We start from the raw sequence: 19,267 nt of genomic DNA, 5'->3' as shown, positions 1-19,267 counted from the left end.
AAAACCGGCAGGATCAGGGCGCGATCCAGCCCGCCAGTTCGCGCCGCACGATCGCTTCGAGCAGATCCATGCCCGCTCCCGAGGTATTGAGGCACGACAGCGCAGCAAAATCAGTGCCGCCCGCCGCGATGAAATCGTCTTTCCCGCGCAAGGCCAGTTCCTCCAGCGTTTCCAGGCAATCGGCCGAAAAGCCCGGCGCCGCGATCGCCACTTTGCGCGTCCCGCCCCGGGCCAGTTCCACCAGCGTGGTGTCGGTGGCCGGCTCCAGCCACTTGGCCCGGCCGAAGCGCGACTGGAAACTGGTTTCCACGCGCAGCCCCGGATGGCTTTGGGCAAAGGCCGCGGCGAGAAGGCGCGAGGTCTTGCGGCAATGACAATGATAGGGATCGCCCAGATGCAGCGTGCGCTCGGGCATGCCGTGATAACTCAGCAGCAGCACATCGGGCACGAACGAGAGGGCGCCGATCTGGCCGGCAAGATCGGCATGCAGCGCGCCGATCGCAGCAGCGTCGTCGTGATAGGGCGGCAGTGTCCGCAGCGCGGGCAAGCGGCGCCGCGCCTTGATCCAGTCTGCCAGGGCATCGAGCGCGCTGGCCGTGGTCGCCCCGGAATATTGCGGATAGAGCGGTGCCACCAGGATGCGCTCGCACCCGGCGGCCAGCAGCGCGTCCAGCTCTGCCCCCATCGCCGGGTTCTGATAGCGCATGGCATGGCGCACGATCACGCTCTCGCCCAGCCGCGCCTGCAGCGCCCGCGCCTGGCCCGCGGTGATCGCGGCCAGCGGAGACCCTTCCGGGCCCCACACCTGGGCATAGGCATGGGCCGATTTCTTGGGCCTGGTCCGCAGGATGATGCCGCGCAGGATCGGCTGCCACAGCAGCGTGGGGATTTCCACCACGCGCTTGTCCGACAGGAATTCCTTGAGATAGCGCCGCACCGATTGCACGTCGGGCCCATCCGGCGTGCCAAGGTTGACCAGCAGCACGCCGATGCGCCCCGTGGCCACCGGCGGATGGTCTGCCGGCAGGTGCGCAGGGCAGGAATGGGGGGCAGCAGCAGCGGTCATCAAACGCCTTCAGACAAGAGGGGCAGGCGGCGCAGCCGCAACCCGGTGGCCGAGAACAACGCATTGGCAATGGCCGGCGCCACCGCCACCACGCCCAGATCGCCGGGATCGAACGGCATATCGAGCGATGGCGGGTCTTGCCGCTGGGCGCTGCTGTCAACAAACACAACATCGACCTTGGGGCAATCGGCCAGCAGCGGCAGGCCCAGTTGGCTGAAATGCCCAGCCAGCGGCCGCCCGGCGGCATAGCCGGTACTGCCCCCCACCGCCAGTCCCAGCCCGAAGAACAGCCCGCCTTCGATCTGCTGGCGCGCGATGTCGGCATTGATCACCCGGCCGATATCGACGCAGGCGCTTAGGGTCTCCACCCGGATCGCGCCATCGGCCTGGCGCGCCGTGGCCACCACCGCGATATAGCCTTGGCGCGGGCCATCGGGGCCGGCCAGTTCCATCGCGTGGCAGGCGATTCCCTGGCCCGAGGCATCGGCCCCGCCCCCCCACATCGCCAGGTGCGCCACCCCTTGCAGGCAGGCCGCCAGGCGCGGTTGGCCGCCCAGCATGGCCATGCGGAACGCCAGTGGCTCGCTGCCACCGAAATGCGCGCATTCGTCGATGAAGCTTTCGGTGAGGAACGCGGCGATCGCCGCGCCGCCGCCGCGCATGCGGGCCGTGGCCAGCGGCAGCGCGACCGGCACATGATCGACTGCGCATTCGGGAATGGCATAAGGCGGCATCGCCCCTTCCAGGGCCAGCGGATCGGCAATGCCCTGCCAGCGGCGCGCACTGGCCGCGCTTTCCCCGTCCAGCACGCGCGCGGCCGTTTCACGCAGCGATGCCGGCATGGCAATACGGCTGCGCCAGCCCAGCAATTGCTGCTTGTCGGGGCTCATGCCTGCTTCCAGCAGGGCCGAAACCGGTGCACGCGGCAGGCTCGCCAGTGATTCCTGCCAGCGCGACCAGATCAATTGCACCGGCTTGCCCGTGGCGCGGGCCAGCGCCGCCGCTTCGCCGGCAATCCGCGCATCAAGCCGCGCATCGAAACTGCCGCCCGCCGCCATGGGATAGACCACCACGTTGCCTTCGCTAAGGCCTGTGGCGCGCGCGCCCTCGCGCCGGGCCGCCTCGGGCGCCTGCGTCGCCAGCCACAGTTCCAGCCGGCCATGCTCGATCCGCGCCGTGCATGTCGCCGGCTCAAGCGGGGCATGCAGGGCCAGCTCGATGTCGTAGCGCGCCGAAAGACTGGGTTTTTCCAGCAAGGCGGTGGGATCGCCCCGGCCCCATAGCCGCTCGGGGCTACCCTTGGCGAGCGCGGTGTCAAGCGCGGCATCGATCGCATTGCCATCGGCCACGGCACCTCGGGCGCGAAAGCGCGGCTCCATCGCCGCCACCGCGCGATCGGCCGCATGCCAGGTCACCCCGATCGCCGCGAGCCAGCCCTTGGCATGGACCACGCCCAGGCAACCCGGCACGCGGGCGGCGGCCTGGGCTTCCCAGGTAGACAGCACGCAATCGCCCTGGGGCCCATGCGCAATGGCCGCATGGACCATGCCCGGCAGGCGCACGTCGGCGGCAAAGACGAAACTGCCATCCACCTTGGCCGGCAAGTCCAGCCGCGGAAAAGGGGGCCGGCTGCCGGCCGGGAAGCGGCTGGGCGCCTCGCGCGCCGGGCTGGCGCGCAAAGGAGCCTCGCCTGGCGGATCGAGATCGAGCGCGGCATCGACCAGGCGCGCAAAGGGCAGGCGCTTGCCCCCGCCCACCACGGCATGGCCCTGCGTATCGAGCCCGTCGGCCGCCACGCCCCATTGCGCTGCAGCGGCTGCGATCAATTGCGCGCGGAGCGTGGCCGCCGCTTCGCGCAAGGGCTGTTCGAACGCGGCCAGGCTCGTGCCCGCCACGGTCAGCATCATCGGCCCCCGCTCGGCTTTCAGCCGGGTCAGACCATTGGCCGGATCGTCCAGAACATCGGGCAGGATCGGCAGCCAGGTGGGCAGCCAGAGCGGCGCCCAATGCGCCGCCAGCACCGCATCGGCATAGGCGGGGCTGAGCGGCGCGGGCTCCACCGCCACTTGGGCCCAGTCCGCGCCCAATTCCACCGCCACGATCTGCGCCATGAGCGTGGTTACGCCCTGGCCCATTTCACAGGCCGGCACCGCCACGGTCAGCGTGCCATCGCGCGCCAGCTTGAGAAAGGCATTGGCCGCGCGCCCATCCTTGCCGGCCACCAGCGGCGAGGCATAATGGCGCGGCACCAGGGCAAAGGCGGCAATCAGCGCGCCGCCCGCCCCAGCCCCGATCAGCACGCCGCGCCGGGTGGGCTTCAATCGTCGCAGGGCTGATGACGGACCCATGGCGCGCGCAGGGATCAGGCCAGCTGGTCGAGCGCTGCCAGCACCGAGCGGGCAATGGCGGAGAACGCCTGCGCCTGCGGGCCTTCGCCGGCAGCCGGCGGTTCGCCCGCGTCGCTTTTCTGGCGGATGGCAATATCCAGCGGCACCCGGCCCAGGAACGGCAGGTCCAGTTCGCGCGCCGTCACTTCCGCGCCGCCATGGCCAAACGGATCGCTCACCTGGCCGCAATGCGGGCAGAGGTATCCAGCCATGTTTTCCACCACGCCCAGCACCGGCACTTTGCCCTGGTCGAACAGGCCGATGGCGCGCGTGGCGTCGATCAGCGCCAGGTCCTGCGGGGTGGAGACGATCACCGCCGCCGTGGGCTTGTATTTCTGCAGCATGGTCAACTGCACGTCGCCGGTGCCGGGCGGCAGGTCGACCACCAGGATTTCGGTATCACCCCAATCGGCCTCGATCAGCTGGCCCAGCGCGCTGCCGGCCATCGGCCCGCGCCAGGCGATCGCTTGGCCCGGCTGCACCAGATGCCCCATGGAAAGCATCGGCACGCCCCATGGGCTCTGCACCGGGATCATCGTCTTGTCGCGCGCTTCGGGCTTGCGCCCCTCGGTACCGAGCAGGCGCGGCTGCGACGGACCATAGATATCGGCATCGACCAGGCCCACCTTGCGCCCCAGCCGGGCCATGGCCACGGCCAGGTTCGCCGAAAGGGTGGACTTGCCCACGCCCCCCTTGCCCGAACCCACGGCCAGGATGCGCCGGTTCCGCTTTTCGGCGGTAAGCGCCACGCGCAGTTCAGCCAGGCCCGCGCCGCGTGCGGCATCCTTGGCGGCCTGTTCCACGGCGGATCGGGCCGCCGCATCCAGCCCGGCAACATCGATCACCGCCGTGCCGCTCTCGCCCGTCACGCGCAGAACCTGGAGCCTTGCAGCCCCCACGGCATCGGCAATGGCCTGGCGCACGGCCGCTTCATCGATCGTCACTGCTTTCATCCTGCTCGTTGTTCGCTGGCCCCGGCGCAACCGGCAGCCTGTCAGAAAGGCCCTAGCAGACGAATTTTGGGAACGAGACACTGTTTTTCACGCGATCCCTTCCTATAAGACTGGGCATGACTGCTTTTCGTGGACTGGCCCTGCGCCCTCTCGCGCCCCTTTCGGAAACCTGGTCATGACAGACCGCAAAAGCCCGTGGGGCCATAATGGTGAGCCTGACCGGCCCGCCCGGGACGATGGCAACACCCCACCAGAAGATTCACCCAACGGCGAAGACACGCCCGAGCCCGCATCGCCCGAGGCGGGCCCGCAATCAAGCGGCAGCCCGAGCGGCTCTGAAAAGCCTGGTGCCAAGCCGGAAGGCCCGCGCAATCCCTGGTTGCCGCCCGCGGGCGATAGCCGCCGTCCGCCCAGCATCGAAGACATCTTTCGCGCACGCAGCGGCAAGGGCGGCGGCAGCAATGGCGGCGGCGGGGGCGGCGGCAATCCGCTGCTCGGCGGGCGCGGTCCCAACTTGCGCCTGCCGCAACGCCCCGATGGCAAGTCTTGGTGGCCGCTGGGCATTGCCGCGCTGGCGCTGCTGTGGCTGTGCGGATCGAGCACGCATCGCCTCGCGCCCCAGGAACAGGGTCTGGTCACCACTTTCGGCGCCTATTCGCGCACTTTGGGGCCGGGTGTTTCCTTCACTGCGCCCTGGCCGATCCAGCAAGTCGAAACGCGGGACGTCACCTCGATCCAGCGCGAAACCATCCCCGAAGGCGATGGCGAACGCCTGATGCTGACCGGCGACCAGAATCTGGTCAACGTCAACTATTTGGTGCGCTGGAACATCAAGGATCTCAAGCTCTACGCATTCCAGTTGGCCGATCCCGACCAGTCGGTGCGCGAAGTGGCCGAAGCGGCGATGCGCGCGGCGATTGCCGAAGTGGGCTTCAACGATGCCATGGGCTCTGGCCGCGCCACGATCGAGCAGAACGTGCGCGACCGCATGCAGCGCGTGCTCGATGCCTATCGCTCGGGCGTGCGCATCCAGGGCGTGGAAATCACCAAGATCGACCCGCCGGCCAAAGTGGTCGATGCGTTCAAGGAAGTACTTGCCGCCCAGCAGAAAGCGCAGGGCGACGTGAACGAGGCACAAGGCTGGGCGCAGAAGAAACTGGCCGCCGCGCAAGGCGAAGCGGCCGCCTTCGACAAAGTCTATGAACAATACAAGCTGGCCCCAGAAGTGACCAAGCGGCGCATGTATTACGAAACGATGGAGCGCGTGCTGGGCCAGAACGACAAGGTCATCGTCGAAGCGCCGGGCACCGTGCCCTATCTGCCGCTGCCCGCAATGCGCCAGACGCCGCCGCCATCCGACGATACGCGCCAGGGAGGGCAGCGCTGATGGAAACGCTTCTCCTGCAGTACAAGCGCGGGCTGATCGGCGCTGCGATCGCCCTCGTGGCGCTGCTTTCGTGCCTCATCGTGGTGCCCGAAACCCAGCAGGTCGTAATCGTGCGGCTGGGCCAGCCGGTGCGTGTGGTCAACCGCTATACCCCGCACGGCGATTTCGGCCGCAGCGGGGCGGGCCTGGTCTGGCGCCTGCCGTTCTTCGAACAGGCGGTGCGCATCGACCGCCGCGTGCTCGATGTCGATATGGAGCGCCAGCAGGTCACCTCGCTCGACCAGCGCCGCCTGGAAGTGGATGCCTATGCCCGCTTCCGCGTGATCGATCCGATCAAGATGTATGAAACCGCCGGCACGGTGGATCGCGTGGCGCAGCAACTGCAGCCGATCCTCAATTCCGTGCTGCGCCAGGAACTGGGCAACCGCACGTTCGCGTCGCTGCTCACCCCCGAACGCGGCGAGGCCATGGCGCGCATTCGCGAAGGGCTGGATCGCGAGGCGCGCGAATATGGCGCCCAGGTGATCGACGTGCGGATCAAGCGCGCCGATCTGCCCGATGGCACGCCGCTGGAATCCGCCTTTGCCCGCATGGCCACGGCGCGCGCGCAGGAAGCGGCCACGATTGCCGCGCAAGGGCAAAAGAACGCGCAGATCATTCGTGCCCAGGCCGAAGCGGAAGCCGCCCGTATTTATGCGGCCAGCTTTGGCAAGGATCCTGAATTCTATGACTTTTACCGCGCGATGCAGAGTTATGACTACACTTTCACCCAGAAAGGCAGCAATACCAGCATCATCCTCTCGCCCGACAACCGCTATCTGAAGCAATTCAGGGGGCCGTAATCGGAACCTGTTCCATTCAAAGTCCGTTCATGCGACGAAGCGTGAAACGGCACCCGGATCGGGCGCGGTTTTCCCTCACGCCGCGTCAAGCAACAAGCGAATAAAGGATCAACCCTCGTGCGATACGCTTATGGAGTGACTACGGCACTGCTTCTCGCCGGCAGCGCGCTCACGCTGGCAACGGGCTTCCCGGCCGGCGCCCAGGTGGCGCAGAATGACAGCTCGCAGATTCAGGCGATCACCCCGCGCCAGGGCGCGCCATCCAGCTTCGCCGACCTCACTGCCCAGTTGCAGCCGGCCGTGGTCAACATCTCGACCCGCCAGCGGGTCAAGGTCCAGAACAACAATCCCTTTGCCGGCACGCCGTTCGGCGATCTGTTCGGCGGCGGCCAGGGTGGCCAGGGCGGCGGCACGCGTGAAGCGCAGTCGCTGGGTTCGGGCTTCATCATCTCGGCCGATGGCTATGTGGTCACCAACAATCACGTGATCACCGCCGATGGCCAGGGCGAAGTGGAATCGATCTCGGTTACCACGCCCGATGGCACCGAATACCCGGCCAAGCTGGTGGGCAAGGATGCCGCGTCCGACCTCGCCGTACTCAAGATCACCGGCACCAAGCCGTTCCCGTTCGTGAAGTTCGGGGATTCGCGCAAGGCGCGCGTGGGGGATTGGGTTATTGCCATCGGCAACCCCTTTGGCCTGGGTGGCACGGTGACGCAGGGCATCATCTCGGCGGTCTATCGCGCCACCGGTTCGGGCAGCGCCTATGACCGCTATCTGCAGACCGACGCCTCGATCAACCGCGGCAACTCGGGCGGTCCGATGTTCGACATGGCCGGCAACGTGATCGGCATCAACAACGCGATCTATTCGCCCACCGGCGGCAGCGTCGGCATCGGCTTTGCGATCCCTGCCGAAATCGCCGCCCCGATCGTGGAAAAGCTCAAGAACGGCCAGACCATCGAGCGTGGTTACCTGGGCGTGCGCATCCAGCCGATCAACGATGATCTCGCCGCCTCGCTGGGCCTGCCCAAAAATCGCGGTGAATTCATCCAGTCGGTCGAACCCGGCGCCGGCGCGGCCAAGGCCGGCATCCAGGCGGGCGACGTGGTCACCCGCGTCGATGGCAAGGAAGTCAAGCCCGACCAGACGCTCTCGTTCATCGTCGCCAACACCGCCCCGGGCAAGACCGTGGCGATCGACCTGGTGCGCAACGGCAAGCCGATGACGGTCAACGCCGTGGTGGGCAAGCGCCCGACCGAGGAAGAACTGGCCAACCAGAGCTTCGACCCCGACCAGCAAGACGATGGCGGCTTTGGTGACAACAGCGATGGCCAGCAGCAGCAACAGCAAAAGCAGGCTCAGGCCGGTGGCCTGATCCAGAAGTCGCTGGGCGTGGCTGCCGTGCCGCTGACCCCGCAGATCGCCCGCCAGCTGGGCGTAAGCGAGGATACGCGCGGCGTGGTGGTCACCGGGGTGGACAGCTCGTCCGATGCCGGTGCCAAGGGTCTTCAGCGTCGCGACATCATCCTCTCGGCCAACTATCGCGTCCTGGCGACCGTGGCCGATCTGGAAGCCGTGGTGCGCCAGGCCAAGGCCGAGAATCGCGAAGCCGTGCTGCTGCGCGTGCAGCGCGCGGGCCAGCCGGCCATCTACCTGCCGATCCGCCTGCGCTGATCGCGCCCGCCACAAGGGGCAAATACAACAAGGGCCGGCATCCCACCTGGGGTGCCGGCCCTTGTTGCGTTCGGACTGTCTCGTTCTGGCACAAACACGGTCTTGTCTCGGCAGCCGTTGCGCGTATGCTGCCCTGTGATTGCGAGGAGGGCGACGATGCAGGCCAACTATGTGATCGAACAGCAGCTAGCGCTGGACCACGGCCATGATTCGCTGGTGCAGGACATCGCGATCGACACTCTGGCCAAGACGGTCGCGATCCGGCTGCTCTCGTGCCCCGATCGCCGCACCCACCGCCGCGTTGCGCTGGAATTGCTGTTTCAGCAGGTCGAAGCGGTCACCGTCGATGCCGACATGATCGAATTGCGGGCAGAGGCTGGTGCCGGCGCCGTCGAACACTGGCACCTGGCCGAAGCGGCCGGCGCGTCGCATATCCACATGGCCAAGGGCCACGTCTCGGTCGCGGCGCGTCAGCCGCCCGAATTGATCCGCGTACGCAACTGATCTGCCCTTGCCCGGCACCGATCCACTCGGCACCGGGCTGGGTAAGCTACTTCAGTAGTTCGACGGCGGATCGCTGGCTGGGAAGCTTTCGTCCACCACGTCGTCCTGCTTGTCCCACTTGGGCGGATCCGAACGCATGCCCTGGGTGCCGGCCGAACGCACCTTGGAAAAGTTCTCGCCCGGCGTTTCGCCAGGCGCGAACGCGGCCGGGCTGGTTGCTTCATCGCCCTTTTTGCGAACGGCGCGATAAATGACGTAACCTGCCGCCGCTGCGGCGGCCCATTGGAATAGGCTCATGTTTCAAGCTCCATCGATGGCAGCGCATAAGCCGCCAGTCATGGGCGAGAAACGAACCGGGGCGCGAATGGTTCGCGCCCCGGCTGCATTTTCATCATATCACAGGTTTCAATAACCCTGCCAATCCTGCGCCCTACGGTCCGCAGGGGTCTTGGCCGGTGGCTTGCCCGCCGGTTGCGCTGGCCTCGGGGCCTGGCGCGTGCGCCCCGTCGCTCGATCGAGCAGGTCATCGCTTGCGGCAGGCTGGGCATTGCGCGGCGCCTGGCGCGCCGGCGCGGCTGGCCCGGTGCCCAGGCCATCCTGGTCCACGGGAATGGCGTCATCGGGCGTGCGGCCCTGCGGCCCGTTGCCCTGTGGCCCGTTGCCCTGCGCACCTTCCAGGCCATCGCCCTGCTGGCCGTTGACCGTGTTGCCGTTCTCGTCGGTATAGTAATAGTCGTTGGGATTGTTGAGCAGGGCTTCGTCGTCGGGCTCAAGCTGCCATTCCGGCAACTTGAGCTGGTTGTCGAACTGCTCCACCGGGCGTTTGGCCGTGGCCACGCGCATATAGGCGGCAAAGGCGCGCGCCGGGGCGGTCCCACCCTGCAGGCCGGGCACAGGGTGCGCATCGTCGCGCCCCATCCACACGCCCGTGGTCACGCCGCTGGAAAAGCCCAGGAACCAGCCATCCTTGTTGGAACTGGTGGTGCCGGTCTTGCCCGCCACCGGGCGGCCGATCTGCGCGGCCCGGCCGGTGCCGATGTTCACCGCGGTTTGCAGCAGGTCGGTGATCTCGGCCGCGACGTAATCGGGCACAAGCTGCTGCTGCGCATCGGGGCGGTGGCTGTACAGCACTTCCCCGTCCGTCGTCGTCACCTTGCGGATGCCATAGGGCGTCACCAGGCGGCCCTTGGCGTCTACCGAGGCGAAAGCACGCACCATGTCGATCACGCGCACGTCGCTGGTGCCCAGCACCATCGAGGGCATCGTGTTGATCGGGGTGGTGATGCCAAACCGGCGGGCCATGTTGGCTACTGCGCTAAAGCCCACTTCGTTGCCCAGCTGCGCGGCCACCGTATTCTTGGAATAGGCAAAGGCGGTGCGCACGTCGATCTGGCCGGCATAGCTGCCGCCCGAATTGCGCGGGCTCCACCCATCGATCGTAACGGGCTCGTCCACCACGCGGTCTTCTGGGCGATAGCCGCGTTCCAGCGCGGCGAGATAGACGAACAGCTTCCACGCCGAACCGGGCTGGCGCACGGCATTGGTCGCGCGGTTGTAGTTAGAGGTGACGTAATCGGTGCCGCCCACCATGGCCAGCACGGCGCCATCGCGGTCCACGCTCACCAGGGCGCCCTGGGCGCCCTTGGGCACCTGCGTGGTGATCGCATCGGTCGCCGCGCGCTGCGCCACGGGATCGAGCGTGGTCCAGACCTCGATCGGCTGGTCGTTGTCGGGCACCAGCACGTCAAGCTGCGGCAGCACCCAATCGGTGAAATAGCGGGCCGAATTCTGGCCCTGCTCGGCGGCAAGGTGCACGGCCTTGAGATCGACCGCCGCCGCCTGCGCCGGGGTCAGCGTGCCAGCATCGACCATGGTTTCCAGCACGACCTTGGCGCGGTCCACCGCGGCTTGCGCATCGGCGGTGGGCGAATAGTGCGAAGGCGCCTTGACCAGGCCGGCGATGATCGCTGCCTCGCCCAGCGAGAGTTCCTCGCCCGAATGGCCGAAGAACTTGCGCGCGGCCGAATCCACGCCATAGGCGCCGCCGCCGAAATAGACCTTGTTGAGGTACAGCTCGAGGATCTGGTCCTTGGAAAACTTGCTTTCCAAAGCCAGCGACAGGATCGCCTCGCGAATCTTGCGATCGAACGTGCGGCTGTTGTTGAGGAAGATGTTGCGCGCCAACTGCTGGGTGATGGTCGATCCGCCCTGGCGCCATCGCCCGCTTTGCGCACGCACCATGACCGAGCGGACAATGCCCACCGGGTCCACGCCCCAGTGTTCGCGGAAGCGGCGGTCTTCCACCGAAACCAGCGCATCCTTCATCGGCTGGGGAATGCGGTTGTAGGGAATCCACTTGCCGTAGCTGGGCCCGAGCGTGACGATTTCCGAACCGTCGTTGGCTCGCACCACGATCATCTGGCCAGCCTGGCTGGACTTGAGCTTGTCGTAGCTGGGCAGCGAACGGGCCGTCACCAGCACCGCGCCAGTGATGCCCAGCGCCACCAGCAGCACGATGCCGATGCCCCACACCGCAAGGCGGCGCAGCCATCGGCCGATCGTGGAAGGCGCGCGGCTGCGCTGCGCGGGGTCTTCGCCGTCTTGTCCGCGGCGGGGCACGTCCCGTCTGGCCATCAGTGGTTACCGGTTTCCTCGAAAGCGCAACACTGCGCCAAGTTTGCGAGCCATCAGCCGCCCTTGCACAGGCGATCCGTAACGCAGGGTTAATGGATGCCTGCCAGGGCGCCCTGGCTCGCTCCCTAGCCGATCATTCTTCCGGCGTGAAGTCGAGCGCGGCAGAGTTCATGCAATAGCGCAGCCCGGTCGGCGCTGGCCCATCGGGAAACACGTGGCCCAGGTGCCCGTCGCAGCGGGCACAACGCACTTCGGTGCGAATCATCCCGTGTGACGTGTCGCGATTTTCCTCCACCGCGGTTTCGTCCATCGGGTGGGTAAAGCTGGGCCAGCCGCACCCGCTGTCGAACTTGGTGGCCGAGGTGAACAGCGGCTGCCCGCACCCGGCGCAGGTGTAATCGCCGCTGGCCTTGTTCTTGTCATACTTGCCGGTAAACGCCCGCTCGGTGCCGGCCTGGCGCAGGATGTGATACTGCTCCGGGCTCAGGCGTTCGCGCCATTCCGCCTCGGTCAGGTTCAGTTTTTCGCTCATGGATGGGATCTCCTTTGCCGCCCATATGGGGTCGCGGGCGCCACGCCACAACATCGCCGCGGCGCCCCTGTTCGAGCCTTCGCAGACCATACTGGCACTTCCTGTCGCACATCGCTTAAAAAGCGGCGCACAATGCGCTATGACGGCCTCGTGATGGAAAAATTGCAAGAACCTCTGGCAGACATTGCCCAGTGCAGCCTTCCCGTGGCGTTGGAGGTGATGGGTGAGCGCTGGTCGTTCATGATCCTGCGCGCCGCGTTCAACGGCATCTACCATTTCGAGGAATTCCTCACCCAGTTGGGCATTGCGCGCAACATCTTGTCCAACCGGCTGTCGCGCCTGGTCGATCACGGCATCCTGGCGCGCATCCCCTGTTCCGATGATCGGCGGCGGGTGGAATACCGGCTGACTCCCAAGGGATTCGATCTGCTGCCGGCGATGCTGGCCTTGCGCCAATGGGGCGAGAAGTGGGGCGCTGGCATTTCCTGCAACCCGGTGCTGTGCGATGCGCGCGATGGCCAGCCGATCGCGCCGATAGTCCTGCGTGCGCACGATGGGCGTCCGCTGGGCCCGGCAGACCTTGCCTGGCGTCGGCGGGAAGAAATCGCGCCGCCTGCCCCGGCCAAGGAACCGGCCTGAACGCTCGCCTGATCCAGCAGGTTCGCGCGTCGACGGGCTTATGATCCGCTGAAAAGTATTCGGGGCAGGATCGCCGGTGGAAACGGCGACCCTGCCCCGCCAACCGCACGGGGGACTGCGCGTGCGGCAAGCTCTTGTCTGGGCTTTGTTTCATGAATGGGGCCAAAACGGTTTCGTTCGCGCAAATTCATCGATGATGAGATTGCGCACTGCGCCTGGGATCCCCATTCGCGGCAGGCAGGACCCGCCACGATCTCAGCGGCTGGCCAGAACCTGCTCGCGCGCCAGCGCAACCTGAACCTTGCCCTGGCGCAGCGCGGCGCTGAAGCAGTTGCGCTGGTCCTGGGCCTGTTCCAGAGTCACCTTACCCAAGCCAATGGCGCAGGCCTGGCGTGCGGCGGCACGCACCCGGCGATCGGCCGCCGCGCGGCCTTCCACGCTCATCAGGTTGAGATCGGAAATCTTCACCGGCACGCGGGTGACGGTCATCGTCATGCCGCTCGGCGCGTCGATCATCGAGTCGGCCGGGGCCTGGGCGAAAGCGGGCATGCTGCTGCCGGCCAGGGCACCGGCGGCGGCAAGGGAAAGGGCAAGCGGGCGGAAGGCGGGGCTGAAGACGGACATCGGTCGTTTCCTTTTGCGTGGTGGGACAAAAGCACGGATCGAAATGGGTTCGGGCTTGGTCTCGTTGGACTGGCCGCCTGGCGGTTCAGGCCTTGCGGTATGTCGCTGGTTTAACCGCATCTTCGAGGGTCGGCGCGCGCCCCTCGACCAGGCACGGCCCCACGCCGACCAGCGCCGCCTGTCCCCGACGAACCGCCATGCCGCATCGGCGGACGACACATTTCGACATCGCCACCGCCCGACGAACCACCCGCACCGCGTGCTCGATTCGTCGATGGCTGCGCATCAATGCGCAGCAAACCCTTTGCCCGGCGGCAAGAAAGGCGCACTATGACATGCTCATGGCAGTGGCAGTCATCTTTGTGCTGGGCATCGTCAACTTCGCGCTCAACCGCGCGGTGATGGCGTGCAACCACCCGCTGATGCGGCAGATGCCGCCCATGCTCAAGGCGATGAACCGTCGCTTCTCGCTGCTGATCGAATACCTGATGCTGGTGGCCGGCATGCTGCTCGCCGCACAAGGCTGGGCCTGGGGGGCGATCGGCTATGGCGTCTACAGCATGATGAACGGTTTTTCCGCCTGGCTCATCCTGTCGGGCCGGGTCTGATCCCGGATCGGGGGCTTGGTCGCGGTTCTGCTGGCGGGAACCGCCAACACCCCCGCGCATTGGCCCGGGGGAGGACCTTTCGCGCATGACCACCATTCCCCTTTGGCTCGTCGTCAATCCGGCCAGCGGCAGCAATTCCGAAGCGGCGGTTGCCACGCTTACCGCCGCCTTGGCCGAAGGCGGCCACGCGCCCACGCGGGTGCTGCGCTTGCCGGCCGATGAACTGCCCACCCGCGCTGCGCTGGAAGCGGCCAACGTTGCCACGCTGGCGATCTTCACCGGCGATGGCACCGTCAACGCGCAAGTTGCGCTGCTGCACGGGTGGGAAGGCGCGGTGCTGGTCCTGCCGGGCGGCACGCAAAACCTGCTGGCCAAGGCGCTGCATGGCGATGCCGATGCCCCCACTATTGCCGCGCGCCTGGGCCGTGGCGAATTGCGCCGCACGCGCCGCAGCGCCGTCAAGACGTCGGCCGGCGACGCGCTGGTCGAAGTGCTCGCCGGCCCTGGCGCGACGTGGGCCGACGTGCGTGAAGGCGTGCGCGACATGGACTTGTCGAGCATTGCCAGCGCCTTGGGCGAAGCGGTGCGCAGTACTGCGGGCGGTGCTGCCGTCAGCGTCAGCCAGCCGCCACTGGGCAAGCCGGAAGGCTATCGTGCGGTGCGCATGGATGCCGATGACGGCACGCTCACGCTCGATGGCTATGATGCGCAGGATTGGGCAGACTTGGCGGCCCATGGTGTTTCCATGCTGGTAAAGCGCGATTTCCGCCAGGGTCCGCACGAAGAACTGGGCCAGGCCGACGCCGTGGTCTGCACCAGCCGCGAGCCGATCGCTCTGATGATCGATGGCGAACGCCGCGACGGCGCCACGCAGGAAGAGTTCCGCTGCATAACCCTGCCGGTCGAATTCCTGGCCAGTGCGGTGGCGCCCTCTTGACCGCGCAAGCGCCTGAGGGGAAAGCGCAGCGCGCATCCCCAAGGAATTGGCCCGGCATGACCCGCATCTTTCACATCAGCGACATTCACTTCGGACTGGAAGATCCCCGTGCCCTGGCATGGCTGGTCGATTGCGTGGCGCGCGAACGCCCCGATGCCGTGGCCATCACCGGCGACCTGACCATGCGCGCGCGGCACCGCGAATTTGCTGCCGCATGCCGCTGGATCCAGGGATTGGACGTGCCGGTCACGGTGGAAGTGGGCAACCACGACCTGCCCTATTTCAACCCGGTCGAACGGTTCTTCGATCCTTATCGGCGTTTCCGCGCCATCGAACACCTGGTGGAGCGGCCGCTCGATCTGCCGGGCGTGGCAATCGTGCCGCTCAAGACCACGGCGCGGGCGCAGTGGCGCTTCAACTGGTCCAAGGGCCATGTGGGGCGCAAAGCGCTGGCCGATTGCCTCGCCCGGATCGACGCCCTGCCCCCGGGCACCCGTGCCTTGGTGGCCTGCCACCATCCCCTGGTCGAAGCCGGCACGCGCGGCAACGCCATGACCCGCCACGGCAATGCCGCCCTGGCCGAGCTTGCGCGGCGCAATGTCCTGGCCGTGCTGTCGGGCCATGTGCATGACGCATTCGACCTGATCCGCCCCACGCCCCATGGCCCGGTGCGGATGATCGGCGCCGGCACGCTCTCGCTGCGCACGCGCTCCACCCCGCCCAGCTTCAACGATCTCGTGCTGGGCAATGGCGATATAAATGTCACCGTGCGCAACCTCGACGCCGTGCCGACGCCGGCGATGCAGATCGAGGATGTGCCCGAAAACGCGCTGCCCCCGCGCCAGCCCGGCGAACCGGTCGCCCCGATCGCTGCCGTACCCGAAGTCGATCCGCCGGTGCATTGAGCCGAGCCATGAAAAAAGCCCCCGCCCGACACGGGCGAGGGCCTTTTTGCAAGCCAAGCAGGCCGGGTTACTTCTTCTTTTCGGGCGCCACCGAGATGCGCACGGTTTCCCCGTTGTGGCCGGGGAAATCGGTGAACATCGCATCGACCAGATTGGGCACCAGATAGGGCAGGCGGTTGGAGGTGGAGGCCGCTTCGGCCTTGCCTTCGAACACGCGCTTGCCATCGGCCCGGCGCTCGATCTTCAGGTCGATGCCGCTGGTGTAGACGGTCACCACGTCCACGCCGCCATAACCGGCGCCCCAGAACGGATCGTACCAGCCATAGCCCCAGCCACGCCGGCCCCAGAAGCCGCCATAGGGCCGGCCATAGAAGCCGGGGCCATACCACGGCCCCCAGAACGGATCGGCCATGCCGGTGGAGCGCACGTGCTCGCGCCCGCGATCGACGCCGTAATTGAACTTGACCACGAGGTCAGAGGTCTGCGGATCACCCGGAACATAGCCCAGGCTGGCCATCTTGGCCGACACCAGGCTGGCATATTGCGAGAATTCCAGGCCGCCATTGTCACGTGGGTCTTCGGCGACCACGGCGAAGGTCTGCCCGGCCGGAGCCGGCAGTTCGCGCTGGAAACGGGAAACCTTGGCATCGAAGCTGGTCGCACAGCCCGAGAGTGCCAGGAGAAGGGGAGCAGCCAGCAGGGCAAGTCGGCCGGCCCGAAGCATCTTGGTCATTTATTTCGACTCCTCATGCGCACCGGTGTCCCCAATCCCCGGCGCCGGTCGTGTGTTAGCACGACGAAATGATGCCTGCGAGGGGCTGAATGGAGCTTGAATGATAACGCACGAGGCGCCGAAATGCTCCGCAATCCAAGGCGCTTGCACAAAAGGGCGCCCCTTGCCGGAGCGCCCTTTTGCCGGTCATCATCGCGTGTAGGCGGCGCTCAACGCACCAGGCCCAATGCGGCATAGGCCGCGTTCAGCGTGGGCACGGCAAGGCTTCGCGCCTTTTCCGCGCCGCGCGCCAGGATCGCATCCAGCGCCGCGCGGTCTTCGCGCAATTCGCGATAGCGCGCGGCCATCGGCGCCAGCTTGCTCACCAGCAGATCGCCCAGTGCCGGCTTGAACTGGCCAAAGCCCTGCCCGCCGAACTGCGCCAGCACGCCGGCCACATCGGTGCCTGCCATCGTTGCATAGATGCCCACGAGGTTGCGCGCCTCGGGCCGCCCTTCCAGGCCGGCCGCCTCGCTCGGCAGCGGCTCAGGATCGGTCTTGGCCTTCTTCACCTTCTGCATGATGGTATCGGCATCATCCACCAGGTTGATCCGGCTCATGTCCGAAGGATCGGACTTGCTCATCTTGGCACTGCCATCGCGCAGGCTCATGATGCGCGCGGCTTCGGGCGGGATGATCGGATCGGGCTGGGTGAACACCGGCGCATCTTCGCTGGCGAAGTCGTTGTTGAACTTCTGCGCGATGTCGCGCGCCAGTTCCAGGTGCTGCTTCTGGTCCTCGCCCACCGGCACGTGTGTGGCCTGATAGAGCAACACGTCGGCCGCCTGGAGCACCGGGTAAGTGAACAGCGCCACCGAGGCACCTTCGCGGTTCTTGCCGGCCTTGTCCTTCCACTGCGTCATGCGGTTCAGCCAGCCCATCCGCGCCGTGCCGTTGAGCAGCCATTGCAGTTCCGCATGGGCCGGCACTTGCGCCTGGTTGAACAGGATCGAACGATCCGGATCGATCCCGCAGGACACCAGCGCCGCCACCATCTCGCGCGTGTTGGCGGCAAGCTGCGCGGGTTCATGCGGCATCGAGATGGCGTGGAGGTCGGCCAGGAAATAGAGGCAGGTGGCGCCTTTCGCGGTCCATTCGTCCTGCATCGCCACCCAGTTGCGGATCGCACCCAGGTAATTGCCAAGGTGAAGATTGCCGGTGGGCTGAATGCCGGAAACGATACGCATGAAACGTCTTGCCTTACGATTTGTTGGCGGGTGCCGCCCTGCGGCGGCGGGTGAGCAGCGCGAGGTCTTCGCGCGTGAACGCCCCCATGACGAGGGTGGCGAGGCCATAGACCACGATTCCAACGCTGACCAGCGCGGCCAGTGCGGCGATGCGCAGCGCCCAGGTGCCGTGAACATAGGGCGTCAACAGCCCCTGCCCGGCCCACAGCACCAGGCCCATGGCCAGAGCGGCCAGCGCCAGGCGCGGGGCCCGGCGCTTCAATTGGGCATCGGGGGTGAAATGCCCGCGCTTGCGCAGTGTGCGATAGAGCATGGCGACATTGACGGTCGAGGCAATGGCGGTGGCAAGCGGCGGCCCCATGTGCTGCAGCGGTACGATCAGCACCAGGTTGCCCACCAGGTTCACCACCATCGAGATCGTGGCATAGCGCACCGGCGTCTTGGTATCATGCCGCGCGTAGAAACCGGGCGTGAGCACCTTGACCAGGATATAGCTCGGCAGGCCGATGGAAAACGCCGCCAGGGCCTGCGCGGTAAAATGCGTGTCGGCCGGCGTATAGCGGCCATAGCCGAACAGCGCGGCGGCAATCGGTTCCCCGCACAGCACCAGCGCCATGGTGGCGGGCAGCGTCAGCAAGAGCGCCAGTTCCATGCCGCGATTCTGCGTGTCCTGCGCGGCGGCATCTTCCCCCGCGCCCAATTGGCGCGAGATCGTGGGCAGCAGCACGGTGCCGAGCCCGATGCCGATCAGGCCCAGCGGCAACTGGTTCAACCGGTCGGCCATGTAGATATAGGTGACGCTGCCGTGGGCCAGCAGCTTGGCGGCCAGCGCCGTGGAAATGACCAGATTGATCTGCACCGCGCCGGCCCCGGCGGCCGCAGGCCAGATCAGGCCGATCAGCTTCTTCACTTCGGGATTGAGACGCGGGCGCCGCAGCTTGAGGCTTACCCCATTCTGCCGGCACGCCCAGGCCAACCAGCCCAGTTGCAGCGCGCCCGAAACCGAAACCGCGACCGACTGGATCCGCGCCGTTGCCAGCGGATCGGCGCTATGGAAGCCCAGCAGCGCCGCGATCAGCGTCAGGTTGAGCAGGATCGGTGCGGCGGCGTTGACCCAGAACTTGTGCAGCGAATTGAGAATCCCGCCAAACAGCGAAACCAGGCTGATCAGCATGAGATAGGGGATCGTCAGCCGCGACAGCGAAACCGCAAAGGCGAACTGTTCGGGCGAAACGCCGTTGAACCCACCCGAAAGCAGCAACGTGACCGGCCAGGCCAGCACTTCGAGCACGACCGTCATCACGATCAGCGCGGGCAGCAGCACCGCCAGTGCCTCTTCGGCAAAGCGCAGGCCATCAGGCAGGCCCTGCCCTTGCGGATCGCCCACCTTCTTGTTGAACATCGGGATGAACGCCGAAGAGAACGCCCCTTCGGCAAACAGCGCCCGGAACATGTTGGGCAACCGGAACGCGATCAGGAATGCGTCGGAGGCAAAGCCCGCGCCCACGTAGCGGGCAAACAGGCTGTCGCGCACCAAGCCCAGCACGCGGCTGGCCAAAGTGAGGCCGCCGATCGTCCCGGTCGCCTTGAGGAGGTTCATGCGGTGTCCTTCA

18 protein-coding genes are annotated in these 19,267 nt (G+C 66.7%); 8 read left to right on the top strand and 10 right to left on the bottom strand.

All coding sequences use genetic code 11. The features are described from left to right. Positions 1–13 precede the first annotated feature (13 nt). From hemH to FHW94_RS12370, 3 genes are read right to left on the bottom strand one after another with little or no spacing between them, the layout of a single operon-like run. Entirely contained in the window at positions 14–1,066 is a 1,053-nt protein-coding gene (gene hemH / locus FHW94_RS12380; RefSeq protein WP_168556161.1) for a ferrochelatase, read from the bottom strand. After that, a complete protein-coding gene (locus FHW94_RS12375) occupies positions 1,066–3,387 on the bottom strand; it encodes a molybdopterin cofactor-binding domain-containing protein (RefSeq protein WP_210425651.1) in 2,322 nt (773 codons plus the stop codon). The genes hemH and FHW94_RS12375 overlap by 1 nt, the downstream gene beginning before the upstream one ends. A 41-nt stretch (positions 3,388–3,428) precedes the next feature. Then, positions 3,429–4,352, bottom strand: a complete 924-nt coding sequence (locus FHW94_RS12370) for an Mrp/NBP35 family ATP-binding protein (RefSeq protein WP_349237524.1) — start codon at positions 4,350–4,352, stop codon at positions 3,429–3,431. 229 nt (positions 4,353–4,581) lie between these two features. On the opposite strand from FHW94_RS12370, the gene FHW94_RS12365 reads away from it, so the two are divergent. From FHW94_RS12365 to FHW94_RS12350, 4 genes are all read left to right on the top strand, one after another. After that, positions 4,582–5,793 carry a protease modulator HflK gene (locus FHW94_RS12365; protein ID WP_168556158.1) on the top strand — a complete coding sequence of 404 codons (1,212 nt, stop codon included), beginning with the start codon at positions 4,582–4,584 and terminating at the stop codon, positions 5,791–5,793. Beyond that, positions 5,793–6,635: a protease modulator HflC gene (locus FHW94_RS12360; protein WP_168556157.1), complete on the top strand. Its 843-nt coding sequence runs from the start codon at positions 5,793–5,795 to the stop codon at positions 6,633–6,635. The genes FHW94_RS12365 and FHW94_RS12360 overlap by 1 nt, the downstream gene beginning before the upstream one ends. Positions 6,636–6,752: 117 nt before the next feature. Next, a complete protein-coding gene (locus FHW94_RS12355; RefSeq protein WP_168556156.1) occupies positions 6,753–8,312 on the top strand; it encodes a Do family serine endopeptidase in 1,560 nt (519 codons plus the stop codon). A 156-nt stretch (positions 8,313–8,468) separates the two neighbouring features. Next, positions 8,469–8,816 (top strand): hypothetical protein, encoded by a 348-nt coding sequence (locus FHW94_RS12350; RefSeq protein WP_168556155.1) that lies wholly within the window; start codon positions 8,469–8,471, stop codon positions 8,814–8,816. A gap of 51 nt (positions 8,817–8,867) precedes the next feature. On the opposite strand, the gene FHW94_RS12345 is transcribed toward FHW94_RS12350, so the two are convergent. From FHW94_RS12345 to msrB, 3 genes are all read right to left on the bottom strand, one after another. Then, on the bottom strand, positions 8,868–9,113 hold the full coding sequence (locus tag FHW94_RS12345; protein ID WP_168556154.1) for a hypothetical protein: 246 nt from the start codon (positions 9,111–9,113) through the stop codon (positions 8,868–8,870). 108 nt (positions 9,114–9,221) lie between these two features. Continuing rightward, positions 9,222–11,450 (bottom strand): PBP1A family penicillin-binding protein, encoded by a 2,229-nt coding sequence (locus FHW94_RS12340; RefSeq protein ID WP_168556153.1) that lies wholly within the window; start codon positions 11,448–11,450, stop codon positions 9,222–9,224. A gap of 133 nt (positions 11,451–11,583) precedes the next feature. Next, entirely contained in the window at positions 11,584–11,982 is a 399-nt protein-coding gene (gene msrB, locus FHW94_RS12335) for a peptide-methionine (R)-S-oxide reductase MsrB (protein ID WP_168556152.1), read from the bottom strand. A 153-nt stretch (positions 11,983–12,135) separates the two neighbouring features. Between msrB and FHW94_RS12330 the strand changes: the two genes are divergently transcribed. Next, positions 12,136–12,621 carry a helix-turn-helix domain-containing protein gene (locus FHW94_RS12330; protein WP_168556151.1) on the top strand — a complete coding sequence of 162 codons (486 nt, stop codon included), beginning with the start codon at positions 12,136–12,138 and terminating at the stop codon, positions 12,619–12,621. Between the two features lie 255 nt (positions 12,622–12,876). Here the strand turns inward: FHW94_RS12330 and FHW94_RS12325 are convergent, their stop codons facing one another. Beyond that, positions 12,877–13,245 (bottom strand): UrcA family protein, encoded by a 369-nt coding sequence (locus tag FHW94_RS12325; protein ID WP_168556150.1) that lies wholly within the window; start codon positions 13,243–13,245, stop codon positions 12,877–12,879. Between the two features lie 335 nt (positions 13,246–13,580). On the opposite strand from FHW94_RS12325, the gene FHW94_RS12320 reads away from it, so the two are divergent. The 3 genes from FHW94_RS12320 (at position 13,581) to FHW94_RS12310 (ending at position 15,695) form a co-directional block, all read left to right on the top strand. Next, the gene (locus FHW94_RS12320; protein WP_246866113.1) at positions 13,581–13,853 is read left to right on the top strand and encodes a hypothetical protein; all 273 of its coding nucleotides are present in this window, start codon (positions 13,581–13,583) and stop codon (positions 13,851–13,853) included. Positions 13,854–13,938: 85 nt separating this feature from the next. Continuing rightward, positions 13,939–14,790 (top strand): diacylglycerol kinase family protein, encoded by an 852-nt coding sequence (locus FHW94_RS12315; RefSeq protein WP_168556149.1) that lies wholly within the window; start codon positions 13,939–13,941, stop codon positions 14,788–14,790. A gap of 56 nt (positions 14,791–14,846) precedes the next feature. Beyond that, the gene (locus FHW94_RS12310; protein ID WP_168556148.1) at positions 14,847–15,695 is read left to right on the top strand and encodes a metallophosphoesterase; all 849 of its coding nucleotides are present in this window, start codon (positions 14,847–14,849) and stop codon (positions 15,693–15,695) included. 67 nt (positions 15,696–15,762) lie between these two features. Here the strand turns inward: FHW94_RS12310 and FHW94_RS12305 are convergent, their stop codons facing one another. From FHW94_RS12305 to murJ, 3 genes are all read right to left on the bottom strand, one after another. Next, a complete protein-coding gene (locus FHW94_RS12305; RefSeq protein ID WP_168556147.1) occupies positions 15,763–16,428 on the bottom strand; it encodes a DUF4136 domain-containing protein in 666 nt (221 codons plus the stop codon). Between the two features lie 209 nt (positions 16,429–16,637). Then, entirely contained in the window at positions 16,638–17,654 is a 1,017-nt protein-coding gene (trpS, locus tag FHW94_RS12300) for a tryptophan--tRNA ligase (RefSeq protein WP_168556146.1), read from the bottom strand. A gap of 13 nt (positions 17,655–17,667) precedes the next feature. After that, the gene (murJ, locus tag FHW94_RS12295; RefSeq protein WP_168556145.1) at positions 17,668–19,254 is read right to left on the bottom strand and encodes a murein biosynthesis integral membrane protein MurJ; all 1,587 of its coding nucleotides are present in this window, start codon (positions 19,252–19,254) and stop codon (positions 17,668–17,670) included. Between the last annotated feature and the right edge of the window lie 13 nt (positions 19,255–19,267).

Origin of the sequence: Novosphingobium sp. SG720 (assembly GCF_012275365.1) — a bacterium.
Lineage (GTDB): Bacteria > Pseudomonadota > Alphaproteobacteria > Sphingomonadales > Sphingomonadaceae > Novosphingobium > Novosphingobium rhizosphaerae.
This window is presented reverse-complemented; position numbering and strand designations above follow the sequence as displayed.